Raw genomic sequence first — 21,301 nt, forward strand, 5'->3', positions numbered from 1 at the left:
CCCAAAGTTAACATGACCAAACGCTAACGTGGGAGCAAATTCAAAAAAACACGGGGTGCCCAACAGGCACCCTCGTGCAGATTACTGACTTGCAAGATAATTTGCGGTCAGTTCACGTAAACCGGGCCTATGCCCATGCTCCAGATAACAACACTGATGGCGAGCAGGGCAACGAACATAACCAGGCCAACCGTCAGGACTGCAGAAGCGAACATGAACCCCTTGTCCGCCGGGATCCTCATCAGAATCGGTAGCCCTTCGTAAAGCAGGTAGACCGCGTAGGCAACCGCCACCAGGCCTGCCAGCATATTCACCCATATGTTCGGATACGCGGCGATTACGCCAATCAGGAAAATCGGGGTTGCCGTGTACGCCGCCAGAGCAACGCCTCTGGGCGTCCGTTCTACCGCATCATACGTTGCGGCGAAAAAATCAATGAACTTGCCGAGTATAAAAATGCCGGCAAGCATGGCCGCGTAGAAAAGTGTGGAAAGCTGGAGTGCGCTCGTTACCGACAGCTTGGTGATCTGGCCATCACCAATTTGCCAGCCTACCTGGGTTGTTCCGATGAAGCCGGCAACCGCAGGGATCAATGCCAGCAGCAGAATGTGGCCGGCGTACAGTCTTGTGACAGTCTCGGATTCATTGCGGATCGCCTCCCACTCCTGGTCGGGATGGGCGAGCAGGCCAAACGTGTGTGTCAGACTCATGGACGTATTCCTTGTGATTGTTTTTGTATCGCACGCTCCTTCAGTGTTGGTGGGGGATCACCGGGGGTCAAGCTGGCGGTTAAATTTTGATCTTTCAAGAACGGGAGACGCTATAACCGAAGGGTCTATAGCGCCATAGGGAGGAGGTGTCCGGGTTTTACTGTTTCAGTGACAGAGAACGTTTTTTGCGTTTTTTCGGGTGCACAATGGCTGCTTTCACGACATTGTCCTTGATCTGCAGCACTTCTACCCGATGGCCGTCCACTTTCAGGCAGACGTTGGTGTCGGGGATGTTCTCCAGGGTTTCGGTAATCAGGCCGTTAAGGGTTTTAGGGCCATCGGTAGGGAGCTTCCAGCCCAGGGTCTTGTTGATGGTTCGAACGGCGGAAGTGCCATCAATAATGAACGTGCCGTTGTCCTGCGGAATGATGTCCGGGCTGGTGGCGGCATAGTCCGTCGTAAAGTCGCCGACGATCTCTTCAAGTATGTCTTCCAGTGTCGCGAGGCCAAGAACGTCGCCGTATTCATCGACAACAACGCCGAACCGTCGACGACCTTTCTGGAAGTTGATCAGTTGGGTGTTCAGGGGCGTGCTTTCCGGAATGAAATAGGGTTCCTGGCAAAGCTGCATGATCATGGCCTTGTTGATTTCCTCCTGTTGCAGCAGTTTGGAAGCGCTGCGCAGGTGCAGTATGCCCTGAATGTTATTGATGTCGCCCTTGAAGACCGGAAGCCGGGTATGCTGGCTGCTGCGCAGTTGGCGCAGAATGGTGTCGGTGTCGTCTTCCAGGTCGATACCCACTACCTCGTTTCTCGGCACCATGATGTCATTCACGGTCACTTTTTCCAGGTCCAGAATGCTGACCAGCATGTCCTTGTGCTTGGCGGGTATCAGGGCGCCTGCCTCATTCACCAGTGTTCGCAGTTCTTCCCGGCTGAGGTGGTCGTTGGCAGCGTCTGCGGCGGAAACGCCCAGCAGTTTCAGTATGCCTCCGGTGAACAGGTTCACCGCCCAGACAATCGGATACAGGATTTTCAGCAGCGGACCGAGTATGTAACTGGCCGGGAAGGCAATTTTCTCGGGAAATAGTGCTGCAAGGGTTTTCGGAGTGACTTCTGCGAAGATCAGGATCACGATGGTCAGCAGGATGGTGGCAATCGCGATGCCGGCATCGCCCCAGACCCGAATCGCGATAACCGTGGCGATCGAAGAGGCGAAGATGTTCACGAAGTTGTTGCCGATCAGGATGACGCCGATCAGCTGGTCGGTTCGTTGCAGCAGGCCCTGGGCGCGCTTGGCACCTTTATGGCCGGTTTTGGCCATATGTTTGAGACGATATCGGTTGAGCGACATCATCCCCGTCTCGGAGCTCGAGAAGAAACCGGAAAGGAGGATCAGTCCAACCAGGAGAATAAACAGCGCGGTGAGCGATGTTTCGTTCAAAAGAGGTGTCCTTATATTGCTGACAAGTAGCGAAAATAGGGTTTCGGCGAGCGTTGTGTCAAGAGAATAACCGGTGCTTCCGGTGTCAGCCGCCGCGCTGGAAGATCAGTTCCAGCACAAACTTGCTGCCGTAGAAGGCCAGCATCAGGAGTGCGCAGCCAGCGAGGGTCCAACGGCTGGCGGTGATGCCCCTCCAGCCTTTGGTGTAACGACCAATCAGGAGCGCCACAAACACAAGCAGGGACAGGATCGAGAACAGGGTCTTGTGGGCGAGATTCTGGGCAAAGAGATCCTCTATAAAGAGGGCGCCGGTCACAATGGCCAGAATCAGCATGACGACGCCAGCCCAGACCATCTCGAACAGCAGCGACTCCATGGTTTGAAGAGGTGGCAGGTTACGAACCAGCAGGCTGTTGTAATTGTGCTTCAGTTGGCGATTCTGGAAGTAAAGTAGAACCGCCTGGATGGCCGCCAGAGTAAAGAGGCTGTAGGCTGTCACCGAAAGCGCAATATGGGAGAGCATGCCGTAGCTTTGCTCGGACACCAGTCTCGAGGGTCCATGGGTAACCAGGGCGAGAATAATGGTGAGGCCGGCCAGCGGGTACACGCCGAGAAACAGGCTTTGCACCGGCTTTTTAAGGTTGAGTCCCAATAGAAGGAAGACGATCAGCCAGGAAATAAGCACGGAGCTTTTGAAAAAACTGAAATCGAAGCCGCCGTCGTGGTGGACTGTCTGGCCAATGAGAAGTCCGTGGCTGGTCAGGGCGAGAACGCCAATCAGGGTAGTAATGGCAATGTTGCTTTGAACCCGGCCTCTGAAATGCAGGGCCTGCAGCGCGGTACCGACGCTGTAAAGAAAAAGAGAGGTGACCGCGAGAATCAGCGTTCCCATGACTTCCTTATTAACCACTGTTCTGACTGGGGATCGGCGCTGGTTTGCGCCGATTTGACCGGGCTGGTCGTTTCAGGGCGATAGTCTGGTTATAATGTCGCGATTATGCAACTGGAATCAAGGAGTCGTCGCCGGCTCTGCCGATTCACGCACTCAATTTATCCGGGGTACGGAAGAGCAACATGTTTGAGAACCTCCAAGACCGACTTTCCGGCAGTCTGCGCAAGATTTCCGGCCAGGCGCGCCTCACTGATGACAATATAAAGGACACCCTGCGGGAAGTGCGCATGGCGCTGCTGGAGGCGGATGTCGCCCTGCCGGTGGTGAAGGACTTTGTTGAGGGCGTCCGCAAGCGTGCCATTGGCCAGGAGGTGCAGCGCAGTCTGACGCCGGGCCAGGTCTTTGTGAAAGTTGTCCAGCAGGAGCTGGAACGCGTCATGGGCGAGGGTAATGAATCCCTCAATCTGAACGTCCAGCCGCCGGCCGTAGTCATGATGGCGGGTCTGCAGGGTGCAGGTAAGACGACCACGGTCGCCAAACTCTCGCGCTTCCTTAAAGAGCGGCAGAAAAAATCCGTCCTGGTGGTCAGCGCCGACGTCTACCGTCCGGCGGCGATTCGCCAGTTGGAAACCCTCGCTGGCGAAGTGGGTGTCGAGTTCTTCCCGAGCAGTGCCGATCAGGACCCGGTTGATATTGCCGAGGGTGCCATTGCCGCGGCCAGGAAGAAGCACATTGATGTGGTAATTCTTGATACCGCCGGCCGACTCCACGTCGACGAACAGATGATGGGAGAGATTGGTCGGCTGCATAAAGCGGTCAACCCGGTTGAAACCCTGTTCGTGGTCGATGCCATGACGGGCCAGGATGCCGCCAACACCGCCAAGGCGTTCAACGATGCCCTGCCGCTGACCGGCGTGGTGCTGACCAAAACCGATGGCGATGCCCGTGGCGGTGCCGCCTTGTCTGTTCGTCACATTACCGGTAAGCCGATCAAGTTCCTGGGTGTTGGTGAAAAGTCTGATGCGCTGGAGCCGTTCTATCCGGACCGGGTTGCCTCCCGGATCCTGGGTATGGGCGATGTGCTCTCGCTGATTGAAGAGGCAGAGCGCAAGCTTGATCAGAAGAAGGCCCAGAAGCTCACCAAGAAAATCAAAAAGGGCAAAAGCTTCGATCTGGAGGATTTTCGGGATCAGCTTCAGCAGATGAAGAACATGGGTGGCATCGGTGGCCTGCTCGACAAGTTGCCCGGCATGGGGCAGATGGCCCAGGTGGCGCAGCAACAGGTCAACGACAAGTCCATGGGGCAGATGGAGGCGATCATTTGCTCCATGACGCCAAAAGAGCGGCGTTACCCGGATGTGATCAACAATTCCCGCAAGCGCCGTATCGCCACGGGGTCTGGAACCCAGATCCAGGACGTCAATCGTCTGCTGAAACAGCACAAGCAAATGCAGAAGATGATGAAAAAGTTTGGTTCTGGGAAGATGAAGAATTTAAGTGCCCTAATGGGGGGTATGAATATGCCGAAAGGACCGGGTGGAAGGCCTTTTTGATAGAAAAAAGAGGGGCATTTTTTGGTGCCCTTTCTTTTTATTTGCGGTTTAGAATGGTAAGTTAAACAAAAGGTGTATTAAAGGGCTTCCCGAATGGTTGATTTGCATGTGGAGTATCTAATCCTGGAGTCGGGTGAGCGATACCCCATGTTAGTCGACAGCGGGGGTATGCCAGATTTCTACATCTCATTGTTTATCACTGTCTTAATGAGACCAAAAAGCCAGGCGAGCACCGTGGAAAAGGTATTGTCGGCTTTAAAGCATTTGCGGCGATGGGAAGTGTCGAATGGGCGAAGGCTGGACGAGGAGTTCTACGCAGGATGCCTGCTGGAGCAGGAAGATCTATTTTCGCTCCGGGACCACTGCAAGCTTGATAGCGAGGCGTTTGACAATTGGGTCGCCCAGACTCAGAGGGTAAAAGTGGGGAGTCTCGTAAACCTGGCAAGCTTTGATAGGCTTAAAGGTCCTCAAGTATTGACTGTGAAGTCAAGCCATCGAGCTATCCGGTAGAGTAAGAGGCAGGGCGTAGTCGAACTATCTCCCTGCCTCTCCTCTCCGAACCGGACGTGCACCTTTCAGCGCATCCGGCTCTCCGCTTAAACGCTGGCGAAGGCCATAGCAACTTCGGGAAAGCGAGAGGTCCACGTGTTTCTGGACTCTGTCCTCAGGTAGGGATTACCCTCTGGAAGACGCCAACGGAATCGCTTTTTCCCGTGACCGACGAGTCGGTACAGGATGGCGCCACTGAATAGCCCCTGATTGGTTTTGCCATACAGCACCCAAGTCTTACTTTGACCTGAAGCCGGGGCTTTGAACCAATGACGCATCAGCGGTTTGAGCCGGGAGCGATATTTGCGGCCCAGCCAATGGGCCAGTTTCCAGAACACGACACCATCGATGTAGCTGAAGACTTTCGCTTTGTAATCGACGAACTGGTAGAACGCCGCCCAGCCTTTCAGCTTTCGGTTGATGGATTCGACCATGTCGATTTTGCTTTCACTATAATTGCCTGACAGCTTGGCGGTTAAAGATGCTGCAAAGTTACGTGCCTTATCCCGGGGGATTGTCGTCACCACCCGCATGTCGCCATAGCGGCTCCGCTTGCGGATGATGCGATGCCCCAGGAACACGAAGCCGTCATTCACATGGGTAATCTTGGTCTTATCCATGTTCAGTGTCAGCTTGAGAGTTCCTTCCAGCATCTCCCGGCATTCTTCTCTAATCGCCTCTGCCTGGGCTTTGGTGCCCTTGACGATAACCACAAAGTCATCGGCATAGCGGCAGTAGGCGACGGCTGGCTTCCATTGTCGGTTCTCTCGGATGGCTGAGCTTCGACCGATTCGGATACTGTGGTTCCAGTACCATCGATCCTTTCGGGCCTTTTTGCCGAGGTAGCGCCTATTCAGGTACTGATCGAACTCATGCAACATGATATTCGATAGCAGTGGCGATATAACACCGCCCTGAGGTACGCCCTCACTTGCTGCCCGGAAAAGACCTGCATCAATATGACCGGCTTTTATGAATCGCCAGAGAAGGTTCAGGAACCGTCGGTCCCTGATTCTGCGACGTACAGCTTTCATCAGAAGCCGGTGATGCACGGTATCAAAGTAGCTGGACAGATCCCCTTCAATGACCCAGCGTCCGCGCGTTTCCTTATTGTCCGTCAGTTGCAGTTTCACTGTACGGATCGCGTGATGAACGCTCCGCTCCGGTCGGAACCCGTAGGAGAGCGTATGGAAGTCGCTCTCCCACATGGGCTCCATCGCCATTAACATGGCCCGTTGAACGATGCGGTCGCGTAGGGTCGGGATACCCAGTGGTCGTTGCTTGCCGTTGGCCTTTGGGATATACACCCTTCGGGCCGGTAACGGCTGGTAAACATCGGAGAGTAAATCACTCCTGATCTGTTGAAGAATAGCCGGCAGCCTGTCCTGCACAGTCAGCTTGATCTCTCCGTCTATCCCGGGCGTGTTTGCCCCTTTGGAAGACAGAGTGACCCGAGCCGCTTCTGCGAGCCAGTCAGGCTGTGCTATCAGGCGCAACAACCTGTCCACCCGGCGGGTGGGGTCGGTTGTTGTCCAGGTCGCTAGCTTGCGTTGCATTTCGCTGATTATCAAAGGTCTTCACCTTGTTTGGTCAGGTAGTTTGCTTGGCAAACACGTTTAAACTGCTCCCCTTCGCCATGTAATGGGCTTTCCCCATCGCGGACTACTACGGGAGCTCCGCCAGTCAACTTGGCATCGGGGTCATGCCCCCTTGGCATCCAATATTGACCTTCCCCGGTTTACCTATCTGGACTCCAGCATGCTGAGGAGGCTGCCCATCGCACTCTTTACCCTTGCTTGCCGCAAGTTGACAGGAAGCAGCAGTCCAATCTGTGATGGATACTGCTGAACCGAAGCCCGAGCTACCAATTTGGACTTCTTCGTTTGGCAGCGCCTATGCGTCATGCTGCCCAACCTTCCCGTACGGCTTATCAGGTCACGTAAGCCGTGGTGACATTTCAACCCACAGAGGCGGATGAATGGGTTCATGTTCTTCAGCCTTTCAGTACTCAGCCTTGAGGATCATCTTGGCTTAGTGACCTCGCCTCAATCCCCGTTGTCAGCGGGTTACATCACCCTGCGGGCATACCGCAGGTCACTGCCGCTCAGGCTCACCACCCTCACAGTGGGTGGGATTGATTGGTTACTTCCTCCTGAATTACCGGTTCAATATTCCAGATAGACTCGTGGTCCATTTGAGCTTCCATGCTCGCCCTGGACTCCGGGCACACCATTAGCTATATCACACAATACCTGAAATTTCTGGCAGAAACGGTCATGCGGAGTCGCCCTGATTTTTCCGAGCAGAAGCCTCGAATTGATCGCATGGTTGAGAATTTGAGAGCTTTGGCTCCTCGCATGCGGAGCTATAAGCAAAACAGTGGTGCCTACCAAACTCCAGATGAGTCGGTTTTCAAAGCCTACTTTGACGTCGCAGTCCCGGGCTCAATCGATAACCCGTTTAAAGGTCCTGCTCGGCAATTGCGACATTACATTATGATGCGTCTTCAGTTTGAGGCCGGGCTACGTCCTGGGGAAGTGTTGGGGCTTTGGCTAGAAGACATGGAATATGGCCTTGAGAACAACGTACATGTAGTACGGCGACACCATGACAGGCGCGATCCGCGTGCCAGGCAGGCGGTTGCGAAGACGGAGCCGAGAATCTTGCCGATCAAAGACGATCTCGCTCGACTGATCCATCAGTACGTGGTTGAAGTTCGAAGTCAGATTCCTGAAGCGCAAAGCCACCCGGTACTTTTTGTTACCCATGGGAGCAATGGTCGGGGCAAGGCCATCTCACCAAAGGCTGTGATGCAGGAAGTGGGTATGGTGGTTAGGACGCGACCTGATACTTTCGCCGGATTAACACGACATCAGTTCCGCCATGGGTTTACGCTTAGTGCCAAAGGCGAGCTGAAAAACCGGGGAGTGCACGACTCCGATCAGAGAGCAATAATTCAATACCTGCTTGGCCACAGCAGCCCGGAATCACAAGACGACTACACTCGCATACATAACCAAAAAGTCGCCAAGAGAGCTTTGCGTGAAATCAATCAGAAGCGCCACGACGATGCCAAAAAAACAAAAAGAATCAATAAAGGTTGACCCGGTAGGTCCCCGAACAGCCATGTTCAAGCGAACCTTGAGGACGGCGCGTTCTGGTTACACTTACGTGTTCGAGAGCGATGAATGGCGAATAGGTTCAAGATTCAAGATACCCTGGAATGTTCTGAAAACTAGAGGGTTGAACGAGCGGGTTTCCTCTGATCTTTTGGATAGTTTCCGAGAGTTGTTCGCTGAGCTGGTCGAAGAAGTTAGTGATTCGTACGCTAGGAAGGTATTCGATCAGATAGTCTCCTTATTCGATTTCTGCGTTGATCTGATCACAGTCGAAGCCGTCGAGGCATGGCGAACAAGACTTTCGATTTGCGGACTTAGTAAGAAGACTCAAAGGGATTACTTCACTGTTTGTCGTGTTGCTCTTAATGCTTGGTCTGATAGCAACTATCCCGGGCTGGGAAAAGGGCTGACCGACCACCTCAATCGAATCAAGGTTGGCGGAAGTAAACCTGGTCGCGCAGTTCGTGAACTGTGCCCTGTGAGGGGGCCGTTCACACATGCCGAAGAGAGTGCGTTTATTCGCTGGCTCCATGAGTCCTACGCCGATGGAAGCCTACCTTTGCAGGTTTATGCCATGTTGCTAGTTATGGTGGAGTTTGGATGTCGGCCCGTCGAGCTGGCCGCACTGCGAGCCGGCGATGTGATCGACGGAGATGCTGAACAGCCATATCAGCTGGCTATTTGGAGTGCGAAAGGAGGGCGTAAGTATCGTTCTGTGTTTCGAACGCTGGAGCTACCTGCTGATCTCTATGCTCTGCTCAAACAGGTAATGGTCGAAACTCACGCTCAAGTCGCTGAGGCGTGGGATGAAACGATCCCACCCGCCATATCCAAACAACTACCATTGTTTGTTGGCAGGCGTTTATTGGCCGCAGGTAGCCCCGAAGCATTTGTGCACCGTATTCAAAAGGTGCCCAATGCCTTTGATATTACTGTATCGGACCAAATGAGGACCTGGTTCAGAAAATGTCCGCTGACGACCGGACGATTGGATGGCGACCTTATGCCGCTTTCGCTTTACCGGTTTCGACGCACAATTGGCACCCGCCTTGCGGAGGCGGGTGCGAGTGATGAGGTTATTGCGACAGTTTTAGGACACAGTTCGATGGTTTCGCTGCGAGACTATACTGCCCACACCTACGCTGATCAGGAAGCCTGTGACGCAATAATGGTCGCTGCCTGGGATCCGGTAATAAATATTATGAAAGATCGTCTTCTAGATGCTCCGATTCCTGGCCAGGCGACAATACATGTGACTCGCCACGAGCAGGTAGGCAATTGCGGCCAGCTCTGTGGCGGAGGCATTTTTACCTGCTACGCCTGTCCCAAATTCCGGCCTTTCGTTGATGCGCCGCATCACATTGCACTGGCCCGGGCGGAGTCGGAGCGAAAGCGGCGAATCGATCAGAATCTAAGCGGGCCGGAAGTTGACTCTCTTGATTTGCCAATTGCTGCGATCAAGGCGACCATGCGCCTTTGCGAGGATTATCATCCGCAGGAAGTGGGCGATGAGTGACCTGAATGCCGTCTCACGCCTTGCCCTAAGGAACTATATCGATAGTGCCAGAAAGCTTGCGATTTATGGTGGGGAGAGCGGCTGGCACTCCAATAGGTGGGAGACTACCACCCTTAGAAACCGGCTCTCGTTAGATTTTTGTGAGCTGAGAAGAAAAGGTGCCAATGTTGCCGTGCCTTGGCAAAGCCCATTTTTAGAGTTTGCCAAAGCCTATGTTCGTCACAGCCAAATTCGGAAGGAGGTGGGGACAATAATTCATGAGTTGCACGCGTTGCGCTTTCTTTACGCGGCGCTGCAGGAGGTTCATGGCACGCCAGACATTTTAAAGCTCGACGGTGCCGTTCAGGAGTTGGTTCGGCAAAAAGTCGCGGCCTGGTATGCGTCGGGGAAACCTTCGCGTATTGGTACTGCGTTGATGAACGTGTATGCCGAGTTAAGGGGACAAGAGATACTCCCTGCTTTGCCTTACTGGCAATCTCCCTGGAAGCGGGGATTACACAAAGCCTACTCAATGGACCCCAAGGCGGTTGAGTGGCGAAAAGCCCATACACCGGATGACCAGAAACTGGCTGCCGTACTTGTTGCTTTCGAGATGGCCGAGGCCGACAAGGATCAGTATTGGACCAGTCTTGCGATGCTCTTGGCCTTTGGCTCCAGTCGAGGCGGTGAGCTTACGGATCTAAGTCTTGAATCACTCATTGATGAATCGTACACCGATCGTTACGGTCGCACGCGACGGCGTGTGGGATTGCGCTGGTTTTCTGAAAAGGGATTCGGGGGCAACGTGAAGTGGGTCCCTCGTCTACCTGGCTCGAATCGCAATGAGGCGCAGGAAACCGAGTTGATGGACATGGTGGTGCGGGCGTTCAATCGTTTGGTGAGGCTTTCGGAGCCAGCCCGAAAGGCTGCCAAGCTTGCCTTCGACAGTGACGGCACAGTTTATCCAATCCATTCTTTCTGCATCACATCGAAGGATTGTTCTCAGAATCAGGCGCTAGACGACGTTGAGGCAGCGTATGCCATGGGGCGGACGTCGATTTTGAACCGTAAAGGCACTGCATTTGGGAGAACCTATCGCACTCGAAAGCATTTCGGCTGGCATTATCCATGCGTTGCATATGGTAGCCCGACTTACCGAGAAATCGCCGTGGCCGACTTTGAGAACTTCAGCGGTAAGCTAGACCATTGGCCGCACACTTCTGACAGCGAGCGCGTCAAGGTCTGGGACTGTCTTGTTTTGCATCAGTGGAATCAGTTCAACGAAGGCCCCAAAAAAGTCTACCCCAACAGTTATGTGTTGCCGTCGACCAACCAACTGAGCTACCAGCTTAGCGGTAAATGGGTCGCTGGCAAGCGAGAGATGTCTAGCATTTTCGAACGGTTGGGGTTAACGATGGATGACGGTTCGGCCATCCAATTGACCAGCCACGACTTCCGCCGCTGGCATGGCACCCGCGGGCGAGCACTGGCACACATGGGGCTGTCCGAGCATCGATTGAGAATGTTGGCTGGACGTCAGGATATATCTCAGAACGATGCCTATGACTTCAACACATCCAAACAGAAAGCGGCTCTATATCGCCCTCTTATTGCCCACTCTGATAAAGATCTCCGAATTCATGAGCGTTTGGCCATCGGTACACCGATCTACCGACATGAATTACTTGGTCGCCCTCTCTCAGAGAATGAGCTGCCTCAACCAACGCAGGTGGGTGAGTTCGGCGGTTGCACGCACTCCATTATGGAGCCTCCATGCCAAAAGGGCGGGGATTGCCTGACTTGCTCAGAGAAGAAATACGTCAAAGGGACGCCGGGCTGCCTTGAAAGAATGCGCGAGGCCGCCGCTCACCATAAGTCGGAGTTCGATGTACTGGACGCATGGCAGAAGAAACGCGACCAGTTAGGTATCGATCAGTGGATGACGTTCCATGTGATTCGTTACGCCGTTGCCGAATCTCTTTTGCGCCAGATGGAGGATCCGACTGTCCCCGACGGGACAGTTTTGGGCGTTGATGAGCACTTCGATCCCAGCCCCTTAAAGGTCAACTTGATGGCAAAGGGGATCGAGGTCCCAGAAAAGCCGACGGATCTAGTGACGCAAGAGATCAATGAATTGCTTGGATTGGTAGACGATGCCTAAGAAAATTATCACTGAGCACACCCTGCCCGTTGCACTTGGCCTGCTGCACAGTTGGCAGGGCAAATTGACATGGGACTTGTATGCCAAAAAACTTGCCAAACGCTTGAATGTAGACCGAATTGCCAAACGCTCGCTCTATAAGCATGACGAAATTGTGATGGTGTACCATCAGGTCCGAGGTCGACTGAAAGAGCAATCACCTGCGGAAAAAAACACAGATTTAACGGTTGAACGGCTCCGCAGAGAAAATGAAAAGTTACGGTCTGAATTAGAGCACCAAAACCACAAAGTGAAGAATCTTCAAACTGCCATTTTGCGCTTGCAGCGCAATGCTTACCTAGTTTCTGGTTTAGACACGAAGAAGTTGCAGGAGTTGTTGACTAACCCACTGCCACCCAACACTGATTAGTGAGGTTTGCGTGACCAGAAGAAAAAACGGCAAACAAATGGGTGCAGAGTATCTGCAACGAGTCGAAGCCTGGAAAGCCAGGGTTGAGGGCGCAGGGACGGCCCGCGAGTACGCTTACTCAGGGCGTGTCAAACGAACTGAGGTCGCTCGCGAGTGTGGTTTCTCCCGAAGTGTTTGTGTGCAGAATGAGCGCGTCAGAGCGCTTTTGGAGAGCTGTGACCGCGAGTGGTATGGCACAGAGTCTATTGACAAGGCGGCATCAGGCGCATTGGTGGATCGTGCAGAAAGTTGTCCGCAAACGGCATCCTCAGACAATGGTCGGCTTATGGCTCGTGTTGCCGAGTTGGAGGCTGAGAATCGTGCGCTCAGGCAGCAGTTAGCTCGCTATCAGGCGCTGGAATTGGTGGTTCAGGATGGCATGGCAGGCTTTGGAGTGAATGGATGACATCTGCACGCCTCTACACCCTTGTTCAAGTTGTTAAACAGCGCAAAGGCGGCTGCTGCTTCGTCCACGTGTTGAACACCGATGGCACAATCAAAAAGCGGAAACGCTCTTTGATTGTGCGGTTTTCTAACCAACTCGGCGAGGTTCCGGTCGGCTCTTTGTGGAAAGTCAGCGGTCACCAGATCGTCAATCAGTTCGTGGTGAAGGGGGCTGTGATCTATGAGGATGTGCTCGATGCCACCCGAGCATCTATGTTGCAGCCCGCCAAACACACCCTAAGCCGCTGGATAAGCCTTAATATCGACGGCATTGGCGAGATTATCGCCAACCGGTTAGTGCGCCAACGCAATCTTAAAAAGTGGGTGCGTACTAACGATACAGAGTCGCTGAGCCTCGTCCCTGGCATGAACCCTGATCTCGCCCGGCGCCTGATTGAACGGTGGCCGGATGAAGGTTTGCACCGGACTATGGACTGGCTTGATGCCTTGAATTTGAGTCCTTCTTTGGGGTTCAAGCTAGTCAGGCTATTTGGCAAAGAGGCGGTGGAGCGATTGACGGACAATCCGTTTTTACTGCTCGGCCTCAATGTGGCCTACGATCAGGTTTTGGCTGTGATTGAACAGCTTGAGCTGGAACTGTCCCATGACACTTTTGTTGCCGGTGCGGCCATGCATGTTGTTATCAAGCGGATGAGCGCAAATGGCTCTACGGTGATCTCGGATCTGTTGTTGAGACAGTCTGTAGAAAAGCTAACCGGCTTAGTGACTACTGGCGATCCTGGCCAGGCAGCCGTTCAGCAGGGCTTGCTGGTCCGAGTGCAGGATGGATACCAGGTCTGGGGGACAGCGCTCATGGAGGCTGCAGTGGCGAGTAAACTGGTAAAGTCCCTGAACCGCCCTTCGGGACAGGGTTCGCTGCTCGCCTCGTGGGAGCATCAATTGAGTGAATCTGCCTTGCAAGCAGCGCTAAAAAGCTACGAGCAGCAGTTACCCTTTACGCTCTCGGAAGAACAGCAACAAGCCGTAATAGGCGCGGTATCGGCCCCTGTCGTGGGGATATCGGGAGGCGCGGGGACCGGGAAGACTACCATCCTCCAAGCCATTATTAGTGTGTACCAAGCGTTAGCTGATGGCATAGCCTGTTTGCCGGTAGCTCTCTCAGGCCGTGCGGCCCAACGTATGGCGCAAAGCACGGGGATGCCTGCTCAGACTATCGCCAAACTGATTGCCGATCATCTGGGGGAAGGCAAACCCCTACTTCAAGATCATTTGTTAATCATAATTGATGAGGCGTCGATGGTGGATCTGCTGTCCATGTATCGGCTAGTTCGCATATTGCCCGAGGCAACGCGCTTCATATTCCTAGGCGACTGCGCCCAACTTTCGCCCGTTGGTGGTGGGCTGGTGTTCCACGCCATGTATGACTCACCAATTCCTTTCTTCGAACTGTCTCAGGTGAGGCGTCAATCGGTTCAAAGCCCAGTTCACCGCTTTGCAATGGCGGTGAGGAAGGGAGAGGTATTGATTCCAGAAATGGCTTTAAAAACGCTCCCTGAGTCACCGGACTGTTGTGTTTTACCTCCGTCACTGGATCGCCTGACGCATTTTTGGGAAGATGCGGGCGCTCTCAGCGACCGTATCATTCTGTCTCCTCGTCGTTCAGGCGATTGGGGCGTGACCAGTCTCAATACCCACTTTCAAAAAATTCTAGGTTCGGAGCGTGATGACCTACATTACCTGGATCCCGTCAAAGGTTGGATACCTTGGATTACGCGCTTTAAGCAACGCTTGAAACTCGGCGATCCGGTATTGGTGACGAGAAACATCTATGACGATGAACTGGACGTTCGTAATGGTGATCTTGGCATTATCACTGAGGTTTTCCAAAGTGTCAGTGCGGAGGGTTGGTCTGGAGTTGTTTACATAAATGGTGAGAGGAAAGGCATCAATCAAGAGCTGCTGGAAGTGTTGGATTTGGGGTATGCCATTTCCATTCACAAAGCACAGGGCTCTCAGTGGCACACGGTATTCTCTGTTGTTACCAGCGAGGCTCGACGAATGCTTGATGCGTCGATGGTTTACACCGCTGCAACGCGTCCGACAGACCGGCTCATACTGGTTACCGACGCGCACTCTTTACGGGGCGCTGTGAGCGCAGGCAACTCGGCCAGTCGGAGACATGTGGACCTTGGGAGGAAGTTGGCAATGTGTGCTCAAACTCAATTTCGCGATCACGTTTAAAAGACGTGCCTAGCTAAAACTTATTGAAAATCCACATGAAATCCAACAAGTTGCTCGATCGATACCACCAGTTCTGGTGGCCAAATTGTGTTTAATATTTTCGGGGCCTTGGCTGAGTTTGAGCATAACCTAATCCGAGAAAGGACCCACGCTGGTTTGGAAGCAGCCAGAGCAAGAGGTAAAAAGGGCGGACGAAAACCCAAGCTGTCAGTGGCAGTCATGAGTTCTACCCCGTTTCTACGGACGGTTATAAAACAACTGTGGACTTACCCCGGTCCAAAATTGTCGCAAAACTTCGCCCTGAATCAGTGACTCCGCTCGAATATAGCACCCTGAGCCTTGGTTGGCTCACGCCTAACTCATTTTTGAAGCCAGTCCGGTTATGTTGAGAGCACGACTGTCAGTTTACCGATTGAAACACCTGCAAACCGGTCTTGCTTTGGCCGAATATTGATCAAGCTGTAACTCTCAGGCACGGGCGATCTGCCCAACAAGATGATCGGGGTGAGATCAAGCAACGAAGCGATCCGGGTTGTCTACCCGGGAGACGCAAGACCGCGATAGAGGTCACGGTAAACGGCAAAACCCGGGCAATGGCGGCCAAAGCGCAGGAACCGTTGCCTACTGCTGTGGATCAGGCGACAGGCCATGTACATCAGCTCCTGCATCACGGTTCTCAGGCGGCGGCGCTTGGCCGGGTGGCGCACAGGTGCATCGGGGCCGGTGAGCCTCAGTCCCATCCAGCGCAGTACGTTGTAGCCCAGCGTTGCAAACGTCATCACCAAGTTGTTGGTGGCGAATTTGCCTGAAGGCAAGCGCTCCAGATCCAGATCGGTTTTGAACTCACTGTGGAACTGCTCACTGGTGGCATGATCGCAATACAAGTCTATAACCTGCTGGTTGCTGGCAACACTCACTGGCAGCGATGTCACCCAGCCTTCCAGGCTGACGTCCGGTTCCAGATATAACTGGCCCTGCGCATCACTGGTACGGACCGTCACTTTGACGATCCGGCGAATGCCGGGTTCGTCCGGTAGCTCTTCCGACAGAACCGCTTCCATTTTGCCGTAGCGGCCCAGCGTCCAGACTTGCTGCTCCTGAGCTTTGTCGGCCCAGACCAGAGGGTCTTGTTTACGAGGATTCCACTTGATCAGGAAATCCACTTGTTCTTGCTGACTCAGAAAATCCCGGTTGTCGCGGGCATCGTGGGCACTGTCCAGACGCAGCAGGATGGGCGAACCAGTCAGTGACCGGGCCCGGGGTAAGACGCGTTTCAACGTTTCCAAAAAACCGTTATTGGCGTGTTGGCTGCCGGGGCGCAGTTCACACCCTAGACACCAGCCTTCCTGACCAAGGTAAGCAGCAATGGGCGCATAGCCGTCGTGCCCCTTGTAGGTGTAACTGACGCCTTCCTTGCTCGTCTGGCTGTTATCCATAGGGAAAACGTCCATGTCTAAGGCCACATGCCCCATCTTCAGGGGAGAAACCGGCGCTTCGACGGACGTCAAAAACTCACAACTGGCATCCTCCAATAAGGGCGTGAGCGCCTGGGCATCTTCATCAAATCGCTGCCGTAATCGGGCCGAGGAGGGCGATTGTTTGATCCCCATGGCGGATTTAAAAAAGGGATCTGTACGCGCTGACTCCACGGCCTCGAAATCGCTCTTGCCGAGCGTGATCAAGCCCAGATAGGTCCGGATCAGGTCGATGTTCGGAATACCGTGACGCTTGACCACGGTGCGGGCGGTTTGGGGCAGCGACGTGTGCCGATTCAGGCAGTGGCCCACCAGAGCCAGTCCGCCGTGGGGAGTGTAGACTTCGGTCTTTGATTGCTGGAGGGTGAAGGTACGCATGGGCCGGTGCACTGACTGGGTGAATGGATGTCAGGTGCGATTATATCGCCTCAGGCCTTGCGGTTGCAGGTCTGGGGATTAAATTAGACCGTGTGAAGTCACGGATTCAGGTTCGCGTTAAATGGCCATGATTGTTGAAGCTCTGAGAAAAATCCATTTACGGCATCGGCTGCATGAAGGCGATGTCTCTGCACATACAAAGTCCGCGCAGGCCATCACGAAGGAGTGACAAGCTGCAGTCTGCGGTAATGATTTGTTGGCTGAGGTGGGGGTTTCAAGGGCAAATAATGAGCGAATCGATGTCGTCGATTTGAAAACCAAAACAGCATATGAACTCAAGGTTTCTGGCAAGAATACGCACCACGAGTTCTATAAAGATCTGGTAAAGGTGCTCACATACAATGAGTACCAAATTGCAAAAATAGACTGACAAAGCTGGTGTTTATCAGTGAGGAAACCGGCATCCGTTCGTTGATGCGGCGTTTAGATGCAATGTTCCTCACAATGCTTGAGTCAAAACATAAATTAAGCTTTGAGCTTGTCGTCATTTAACTAACTGATGAAGCCCACCGGCACTATGCTGCGCTTCGTCCCGGCGGCTTACCCAAGGCGGTTATGCGCTAAGGAATAGTTGAGATTATGGCATCGGGCGTATCGAATAAATTAACTGGACAGGTTGGTGAGCACCTAGTGTCGGCGGTACTGGGGACACTTGGCTACTACGCTTCTCCTTACTCTGGAAACGTTCCCGGATTCGATGTCACAGCGGTGCATTCTGAATCTCTCAAGTCATTTCCTGTTCAGGTTAAAGCGAGTACGAAGGGTGCATTGGTTCAGTCCTCTATCGATAAGTGGTGCGAACACAGTATTTGCGGAGATAATCGCCAAACAATCGGTCCATTGAAACCGCTTAAACGTCCGAATTTGGTCTGGGTCTTGGTGCGGCTGGGTGATTCAGGAATCAGCGGAGCAAGATTTTTTATCTGCACCGAACGCGACATACAACAGAAAATAGTCGAGAGGTACTCAGCTTTTATGGAGAGGCACGGCTATCGCCGTCCTGGAGGCGGCGCTTCTCCGCAGGCGATTCTCAACATCAAGGACGTCGCTGAATTTGAGGATAATTGGAGAATCCTCCCGGACTATCAGGCTGACGATGGGCTTGCATAACTATTGCAGGCACGGCGACATCTACTGCATTGCGCCTTTGGCCCTATTCCAAAGGCGCGAATGCCGGAGGCGTGATTGCCAAACCTGAATATCCGTTTGCGACTTGGGCATACCCCGGGTCCTGCTAAACAAAAGCGGACGTTCGATCATTGACAGAATGACTATAAAACGGACCTTTTCGCTGTGTAAATTATCTCCTATGCGATTACGAAAGACTGCCTAATCTTCTACGCTTTAGTACGATTAAGAATGGGGAATTACCTGGGGAGGCGCAGAGACATAAGATGAAAAACAAATTATTGAAATCGCTCCTTATATCAACCTTGATTATTTCTGGCTGCTCTGCAACCGGCACCAGCCAAGGCTTGCAAACCAATTCGACCCAGACTGAACTCGAAACTGGAGAACTTTTAGGTATCGAAAACGAGCTTCGGGAGCTAAAGAATCGTAAGCGCCAATAAATCCGCACCTGTGGCTGGCAACTGAATTTCGCCACACTGATTCCTGCTTTCAAATGAAGGAGGAATCCGATGACCACCCCTGATTTACATCAGTTCTGGCAACAGACGCTATCGGACTGGCAGGCCTCGGGCCTGTCCGGTGCCGCCTACTGCAAACAAGAGTCCCTTGTTTACCACCGGTTTGTCTACTGGCGGCAGAAGCTGACTGGCCGCGAGGAGCCCAGCAAGCCGGTTCAAACTCGATCCGGATTCGCCCGCGTGGCACCGGTTGCGAATGCCGGAGCCGGTCTGACCGTGTCACTGCCCGGCGGCGTATCAATCACCGGCCTGCACGCTGGCAACATTGAGTTGCTGGGCGCGGTGCTGAGGCAGATGTGATGCGTCACCGCTATCTGCGTCCCTCCTGGGATCTGCCGGAGATCTATCTGTACCGAAAGCCGATCGACTTCCGCAAGCAGGCCAACGGCCTAGCCCTGCTGGTGGAACAGGAACTGGGGCACAGCCCGTTCTCTGGAGCGCTTTATGCCTTCACCAACCGGCAGCGGAACAAGATCAAATGCCTGATGTGGGAAGACAACGGCTTTGTGCTCTATTACAAAGCTCTGGCTGAAGAAAAGTTCAAATGGCCAGGACCCGCGGATGACTTGATGTCGCTGACCGGTGAGCAGATCAACTGGCTGCTGGACGGCTACGACATCACGCTGTTGAGAGGCCATAAAACCCTGCATTATGAGAGCGTTGGATAGTGCTTTTAGTAGCACTTTTTTGGTGTGCCAGGACGTTGTTTTTGCTATAATTTCGCCATGAAATCAACGCCTGATAACGCCTCTTCAACTCCCGATTTCAGCGGTCTCTCCACCGCTGAAATGATGTCTGTTATCAGCAATCTGCAAGCACAGCTGGCCGCTAAAGAAGACGCCCTCCAGAACCAACAAGTTCAACTGAAACAGCACGACGAGACCCTCCAGCGTCGCGACAACTATATCGCCATCCTCGAAGAACTGCTGCGTCACAAGAAGATCCAGCAGTTCGCGGCCAGCAGTGAAAAGCAGCCCAACCAGATCCTGCTGTTCGATGAAGCGGAGCTGGAAATCGAGATTGATGAACTGCGCGAGGAGCTGCCCGAGGATGTCGAAGAGGCCGACGCTCCTCGTCGTTCCCGCAAGCGTCGTCAGCGTGGCTTCTCTGATACGCTACTGCGCGAGCGCATTGAACTGACCCTCAGCGACGAAGAGAAAGCCGGTGCCACCAAGACCTTCTTCACCAAGGTGAAAGAAGAGCTTGAATATATCCCGGCCCAACTGAAAGTGCTGGAGTACTGGCAGGAAAAGGCGGTGTTCGAGCAGGACGGCGAAGAACGGATTGTTGCGGCTGCTCGGCCAGCACACCCGCTGGGTAAGTGCATCGCCACCCCATCACTGCTGGCCTGCCTCATTACCTCCAAGTATGCCGACGGCCTGCCGTTGTACCGGCAGGAACAGATGTTCCAGCGCCTGGGGCATGAAGTGAGTCGCACCAGCATGGCTCACTGGATCATCCGGTTGAATGACGTCTTCCAACCGCTGATCAACCTGATGCGGGAAACCCAGAACGGCAGTGATTACCTGCAAGCCGATGAAACCCGGATCCAGGTGCTCAAGGAAGACGGCAAATCGGTCCACTCCGACAAATGGATGTGGGTCACCCGGGGTGGCCCACCGGGACAACCCTCGGTTCTGTTCGAGTACGACCCATCGCGAGGTGGCAAAGTGCCGGTGCGCCTGCTGGATGACTTCCAGGGCATTCTGCAAGCCGATGGCTATTCCGGCTACGGTCAGGTCTGTGCCGCGAACAAGCTGACCCGAATCGGATGTTGGGACCACGCGAGACGTAAGTTCGTGGAAGCGTCCCGGGCTGCGCCGGCCAAAGGCAAAAAGGGCCAGCCCTCAAAAGCGGATGTGGCCCTGAGCCACATCCGCAAACTGTACGCCATTGAAAAGGCCGCCCGAGATCTGAGCGATGAAGAGCGCTATCAGTTACGTCAGGAAAAGAGTCTGCCATTGCTCAACACCTTCAAAGCCTGGCTGGAGAAAAATGCCGCCAAGGTGATGAAAGGCCTGCTCACCCGTAAGGCCATGGATTACACCCTGAACCAGTGGGACTATCTGGTTGGTTACTGCGAACGCGGTGACCTGAACATCAGCAATGCCGGTGCCGAGAACGCTATTCGCCCGTTTGCCCTCGGCAGAAAGGCCTGGCTCTTCGCCGATACCTCACAAGGGGCGAAAGCCAGCGCCACCTGCTATTCGCTCATCGAAACCGCCAAGGCCAATGGCCTGGAGCCTTCCGCTTATATCCACCATGTGCTGGAACGAATTGCTAAGGCCGACACGCTGGAGAAGCTTGAAGCCTTGCTGCCCTGGAATGCCGAGTTGTTGGCTTTGAAAAAAGTGGCTCAATACGATTAGGGCAAGTGGGTCGATTTAACGGCGCTTACAAAGAATCGAATTTCGCAACTAGAAGAAAGATTATCTTCAATAAAGGGTACAGGTGGTCCTGTCACACTCAATGACGGGTGGAAGAGAATCGAAAATTGGAGAACGCTGGAAGCAGAAATGGACTATGAATCGGTGGAGAGAATCCTTGGACCGGCTCATAGAATTGACGGAGGCATAGTTGCAAATTGGTATTACGAAAATGGCGGACGAGTTATTTTTTATAGAGGTTCGGTTCAGAGATGGGAAGAGCCAAATTAGCAAAAACTAACAAGCGGATGCTGTCCGATAAAATTGCCGCACTTCGCCCTTAATTTTGCGGCTAA

17 protein-coding genes and 1 pseudogene are annotated in these 21,301 nt (G+C 53.5%); 13 read left to right on the plus strand and 5 right to left on the minus strand.

Translation table 11 applies throughout. The annotated features are described in order from the left end of the window. Nucleotides 1–107: 107 nt before the first annotated feature. The 3 genes from ACGK9W_RS00855 to ACGK9W_RS00865 form a co-directional block, all read right to left on the minus strand. Complete coding sequence (locus ACGK9W_RS00855) at nt 108–710, minus strand: Yip1 family protein (protein WP_008176254.1); 603 nt, start codon at nt 708–710, stop codon at nt 108–110. A 157-nt stretch (nt 711–867) separates the two neighbouring features. Then, entirely contained in the window at nt 868–2,154 is a 1,287-nt protein-coding gene (locus ACGK9W_RS00860; protein ID WP_008176252.1) for an HlyC/CorC family transporter, read from the minus strand. 85 nt (nt 2,155–2,239) lie between these two features. Further along, nucleotides 2,240–3,046 carry an inner membrane protein YpjD gene (locus ACGK9W_RS00865; RefSeq protein ID WP_008176250.1) on the minus strand — a complete coding sequence of 269 codons (807 nt, stop codon included), beginning with the start codon at nt 3,044–3,046 and terminating at the stop codon, nt 2,240–2,242. A 182-nt stretch (nt 3,047–3,228) separates the two neighbouring features. Here ACGK9W_RS00865 and ffh point away from each other — a divergent pair, with 182 nt between their 5' ends. After that, nucleotides 3,229–4,599, plus strand: a complete 1,371-nt coding sequence (gene ffh / locus ACGK9W_RS00870) for a signal recognition particle protein (protein WP_405418766.1) — start codon at nt 3,229–3,231, stop codon at nt 4,597–4,599. Between the two features lie 596 nt (nt 4,600–5,195). On the opposite strand, the gene ltrA is transcribed toward ffh, so the two are convergent. Then, nucleotides 5,196–6,719, minus strand: coding sequence for a group II intron reverse transcriptase/maturase (gene ltrA, locus ACGK9W_RS00875; protein ID WP_405416933.1), 1,524 nt, complete (start codon nt 6,717–6,719; stop codon nt 5,196–5,198). Nucleotides 6,720–7,352: 633 nt separating this feature from the next. Between ltrA and ACGK9W_RS00880 the strand changes: the two genes are divergently transcribed. The 7 genes and pseudogenes from ACGK9W_RS00880 to ACGK9W_RS00910 form a co-directional block, all read left to right on the plus strand. Next, the gene (locus ACGK9W_RS00880; protein WP_405418768.1) at nt 7,353–8,252 is read left to right on the plus strand and encodes a tyrosine-type recombinase/integrase; all 900 of its coding nucleotides are present in this window, start codon (nt 7,353–7,355) and stop codon (nt 8,250–8,252) included. Next, nucleotides 8,191–9,783: a site-specific integrase gene (locus ACGK9W_RS00885; RefSeq protein ID WP_157680631.1), complete on the plus strand. Its 1,593-nt coding sequence runs from the start codon at nt 8,191–8,193 to the stop codon at nt 9,781–9,783. Before ACGK9W_RS00880 ends, ACGK9W_RS00885 begins: the two co-directional genes overlap by 62 nt. Next, nucleotides 9,776–11,923, plus strand: coding sequence for a hypothetical protein (locus ACGK9W_RS00890; RefSeq protein ID WP_405418770.1), 2,148 nt, complete (start codon nt 9,776–9,778; stop codon nt 11,921–11,923). Before ACGK9W_RS00885 ends, ACGK9W_RS00890 begins: the two co-directional genes overlap by 8 nt. Then, complete coding sequence (locus ACGK9W_RS00895) at nt 11,916–12,332, plus strand: hypothetical protein (protein WP_011785770.1); 417 nt, start codon at nt 11,916–11,918, stop codon at nt 12,330–12,332. The genes ACGK9W_RS00890 and ACGK9W_RS00895 overlap by 8 nt, the downstream gene beginning before the upstream one ends. Nucleotides 12,333–12,342: 10 nt before the next feature. Further along, nucleotides 12,343–12,777, plus strand: coding sequence for a hypothetical protein (locus ACGK9W_RS00900; RefSeq protein WP_011785769.1), 435 nt, complete (start codon nt 12,343–12,345; stop codon nt 12,775–12,777). Beyond that, entirely contained in the window at nt 12,774–15,017 is a 2,244-nt protein-coding gene (locus ACGK9W_RS00905; RefSeq protein ID WP_405418772.1) for an AAA family ATPase, read from the plus strand. Before ACGK9W_RS00900 ends, ACGK9W_RS00905 begins: the two co-directional genes overlap by 4 nt. Nucleotides 15,018–15,071: 54 nt before the next feature. Continuing rightward, nucleotides 15,072–15,224 (plus strand): annotated as a pseudogene (locus ACGK9W_RS00910) (recombinase family protein); the annotation flags it as partial. Nucleotides 15,225–15,553: 329 nt separating this feature from the next. Here ACGK9W_RS00910 and ACGK9W_RS00915 read toward each other — a convergent pair. Beyond that, on the minus strand, nt 15,554–16,870 hold the full coding sequence (locus ACGK9W_RS00915; RefSeq protein ID WP_104272564.1) for an IS1380 family transposase: 1,317 nt from the start codon (nt 16,868–16,870) through the stop codon (nt 15,554–15,556). Nucleotides 16,871–17,509: 639 nt separating this feature from the next. On the opposite strand from ACGK9W_RS00915, the gene ACGK9W_RS00920 reads away from it, so the two are divergent. From ACGK9W_RS00920 to tnpC, 5 genes are all read left to right on the plus strand, one after another. Beyond that, nucleotides 17,510–18,040: a hypothetical protein gene (locus tag ACGK9W_RS00920; protein WP_041656391.1), complete on the plus strand. Its 531-nt coding sequence runs from the start codon at nt 17,510–17,512 to the stop codon at nt 18,038–18,040. A gap of 284 nt (nt 18,041–18,324) precedes the next feature. Next, on the plus strand, nt 18,325–18,501 hold the full coding sequence (locus tag ACGK9W_RS00925) for a hypothetical protein (protein WP_405418774.1): 177 nt from the start codon (nt 18,325–18,327) through the stop codon (nt 18,499–18,501). A 69-nt stretch (nt 18,502–18,570) separates the two neighbouring features. Then, nucleotides 18,571–18,879, plus strand: a complete 309-nt coding sequence (tnpA, locus tag ACGK9W_RS00930) for an IS66 family insertion sequence element accessory protein TnpA (RefSeq protein WP_008169631.1) — start codon at nt 18,571–18,573, stop codon at nt 18,877–18,879. Further along, nucleotides 18,879–19,247 (plus strand): IS66 family insertion sequence element accessory protein TnpB, encoded by a 369-nt coding sequence (gene tnpB, locus ACGK9W_RS00935; RefSeq protein WP_008169629.1) that lies wholly within the window; start codon nt 18,879–18,881, stop codon nt 19,245–19,247. Before tnpA ends, tnpB begins: the two co-directional genes overlap by 1 nt. Nucleotides 19,248–19,304: 57 nt before the next feature. Continuing rightward, nucleotides 19,305–20,948: an IS66 family transposase gene (gene tnpC, locus ACGK9W_RS00940; protein WP_008169627.1), complete on the plus strand. Its 1,644-nt coding sequence runs from the start codon at nt 19,305–19,307 to the stop codon at nt 20,946–20,948. Nucleotides 20,949–21,301: the final 353 nt, after the last annotated feature.

It is taken from the genome of Marinobacter flavimaris, from assembly GCF_045057155.1.
In the GTDB taxonomy this organism is placed as follows: domain Bacteria; phylum Pseudomonadota; class Gammaproteobacteria; order Pseudomonadales; family Oleiphilaceae; genus Marinobacter; species Marinobacter manganoxydans.

What these genes read in the sequence shown, in the direction of transcription:
- ACGK9W_RS00855 (WP_008176254.1), bottom strand. Translation starts at nt 710, where the DNA reads ATGAGTCTGACACACACGTTTGGCCTGCTCGCCCATCCCGACCAGGAG.
- ACGK9W_RS00895 (WP_011785770.1), top strand. Translation starts at nt 11,916, where the DNA reads ATGCCTAAGAAAATTATCACTGAGCACACCCTGCCCGTTGCACTTGGC.
- ACGK9W_RS00920 (WP_041656391.1), top strand. Translation starts at nt 17,510, where the DNA reads ATGGCATCGGGCGTATCGAATAAATTAACTGGACAGGTTGGTGAGCAC.
- ACGK9W_RS00865 (WP_008176250.1), bottom strand. Translation starts at nt 3,046, where the DNA reads ATGGGAACGCTGATTCTCGCGGTCACCTCTCTTTTTCTTTACAGCGTC.
- ACGK9W_RS00925 (WP_405418774.1), top strand. Translation starts at nt 18,325, where the DNA reads ATGAAAAACAAATTATTGAAATCGCTCCTTATATCAACCTTGATTATT.
- tnpA (WP_008169631.1), top strand. Translation starts at nt 18,571, where the DNA reads ATGACCACCCCTGATTTACATCAGTTCTGGCAACAGACGCTATCGGAC.
- ffh (WP_405418766.1), top strand. Translation starts at nt 3,229, where the DNA reads ATGTTTGAGAACCTCCAAGACCGACTTTCCGGCAGTCTGCGCAAGATT.
- ACGK9W_RS00905 (WP_405418772.1), top strand. Translation starts at nt 12,774, where the DNA reads ATGACATCTGCACGCCTCTACACCCTTGTTCAAGTTGTTAAACAGCGC.
- ACGK9W_RS00890 (WP_405418770.1), top strand. Translation starts at nt 9,776, where the DNA reads ATGAGTGACCTGAATGCCGTCTCACGCCTTGCCCTAAGGAACTATATC.
- ACGK9W_RS00880 (WP_405418768.1), top strand. Translation starts at nt 7,353, where the DNA reads ATGCTCGCCCTGGACTCCGGGCACACCATTAGCTATATCACACAATAC.
- tnpC (WP_008169627.1), top strand. Translation starts at nt 19,305, where the DNA reads ATGAAATCAACGCCTGATAACGCCTCTTCAACTCCCGATTTCAGCGGT.
- ACGK9W_RS00915 (WP_104272564.1), bottom strand. Translation starts at nt 16,870, where the DNA reads ATGCGTACCTTCACCCTCCAGCAATCAAAGACCGAAGTCTACACTCCC.
- tnpB (WP_008169629.1), top strand. Translation starts at nt 18,879, where the DNA reads ATGCGTCACCGCTATCTGCGTCCCTCCTGGGATCTGCCGGAGATCTAT.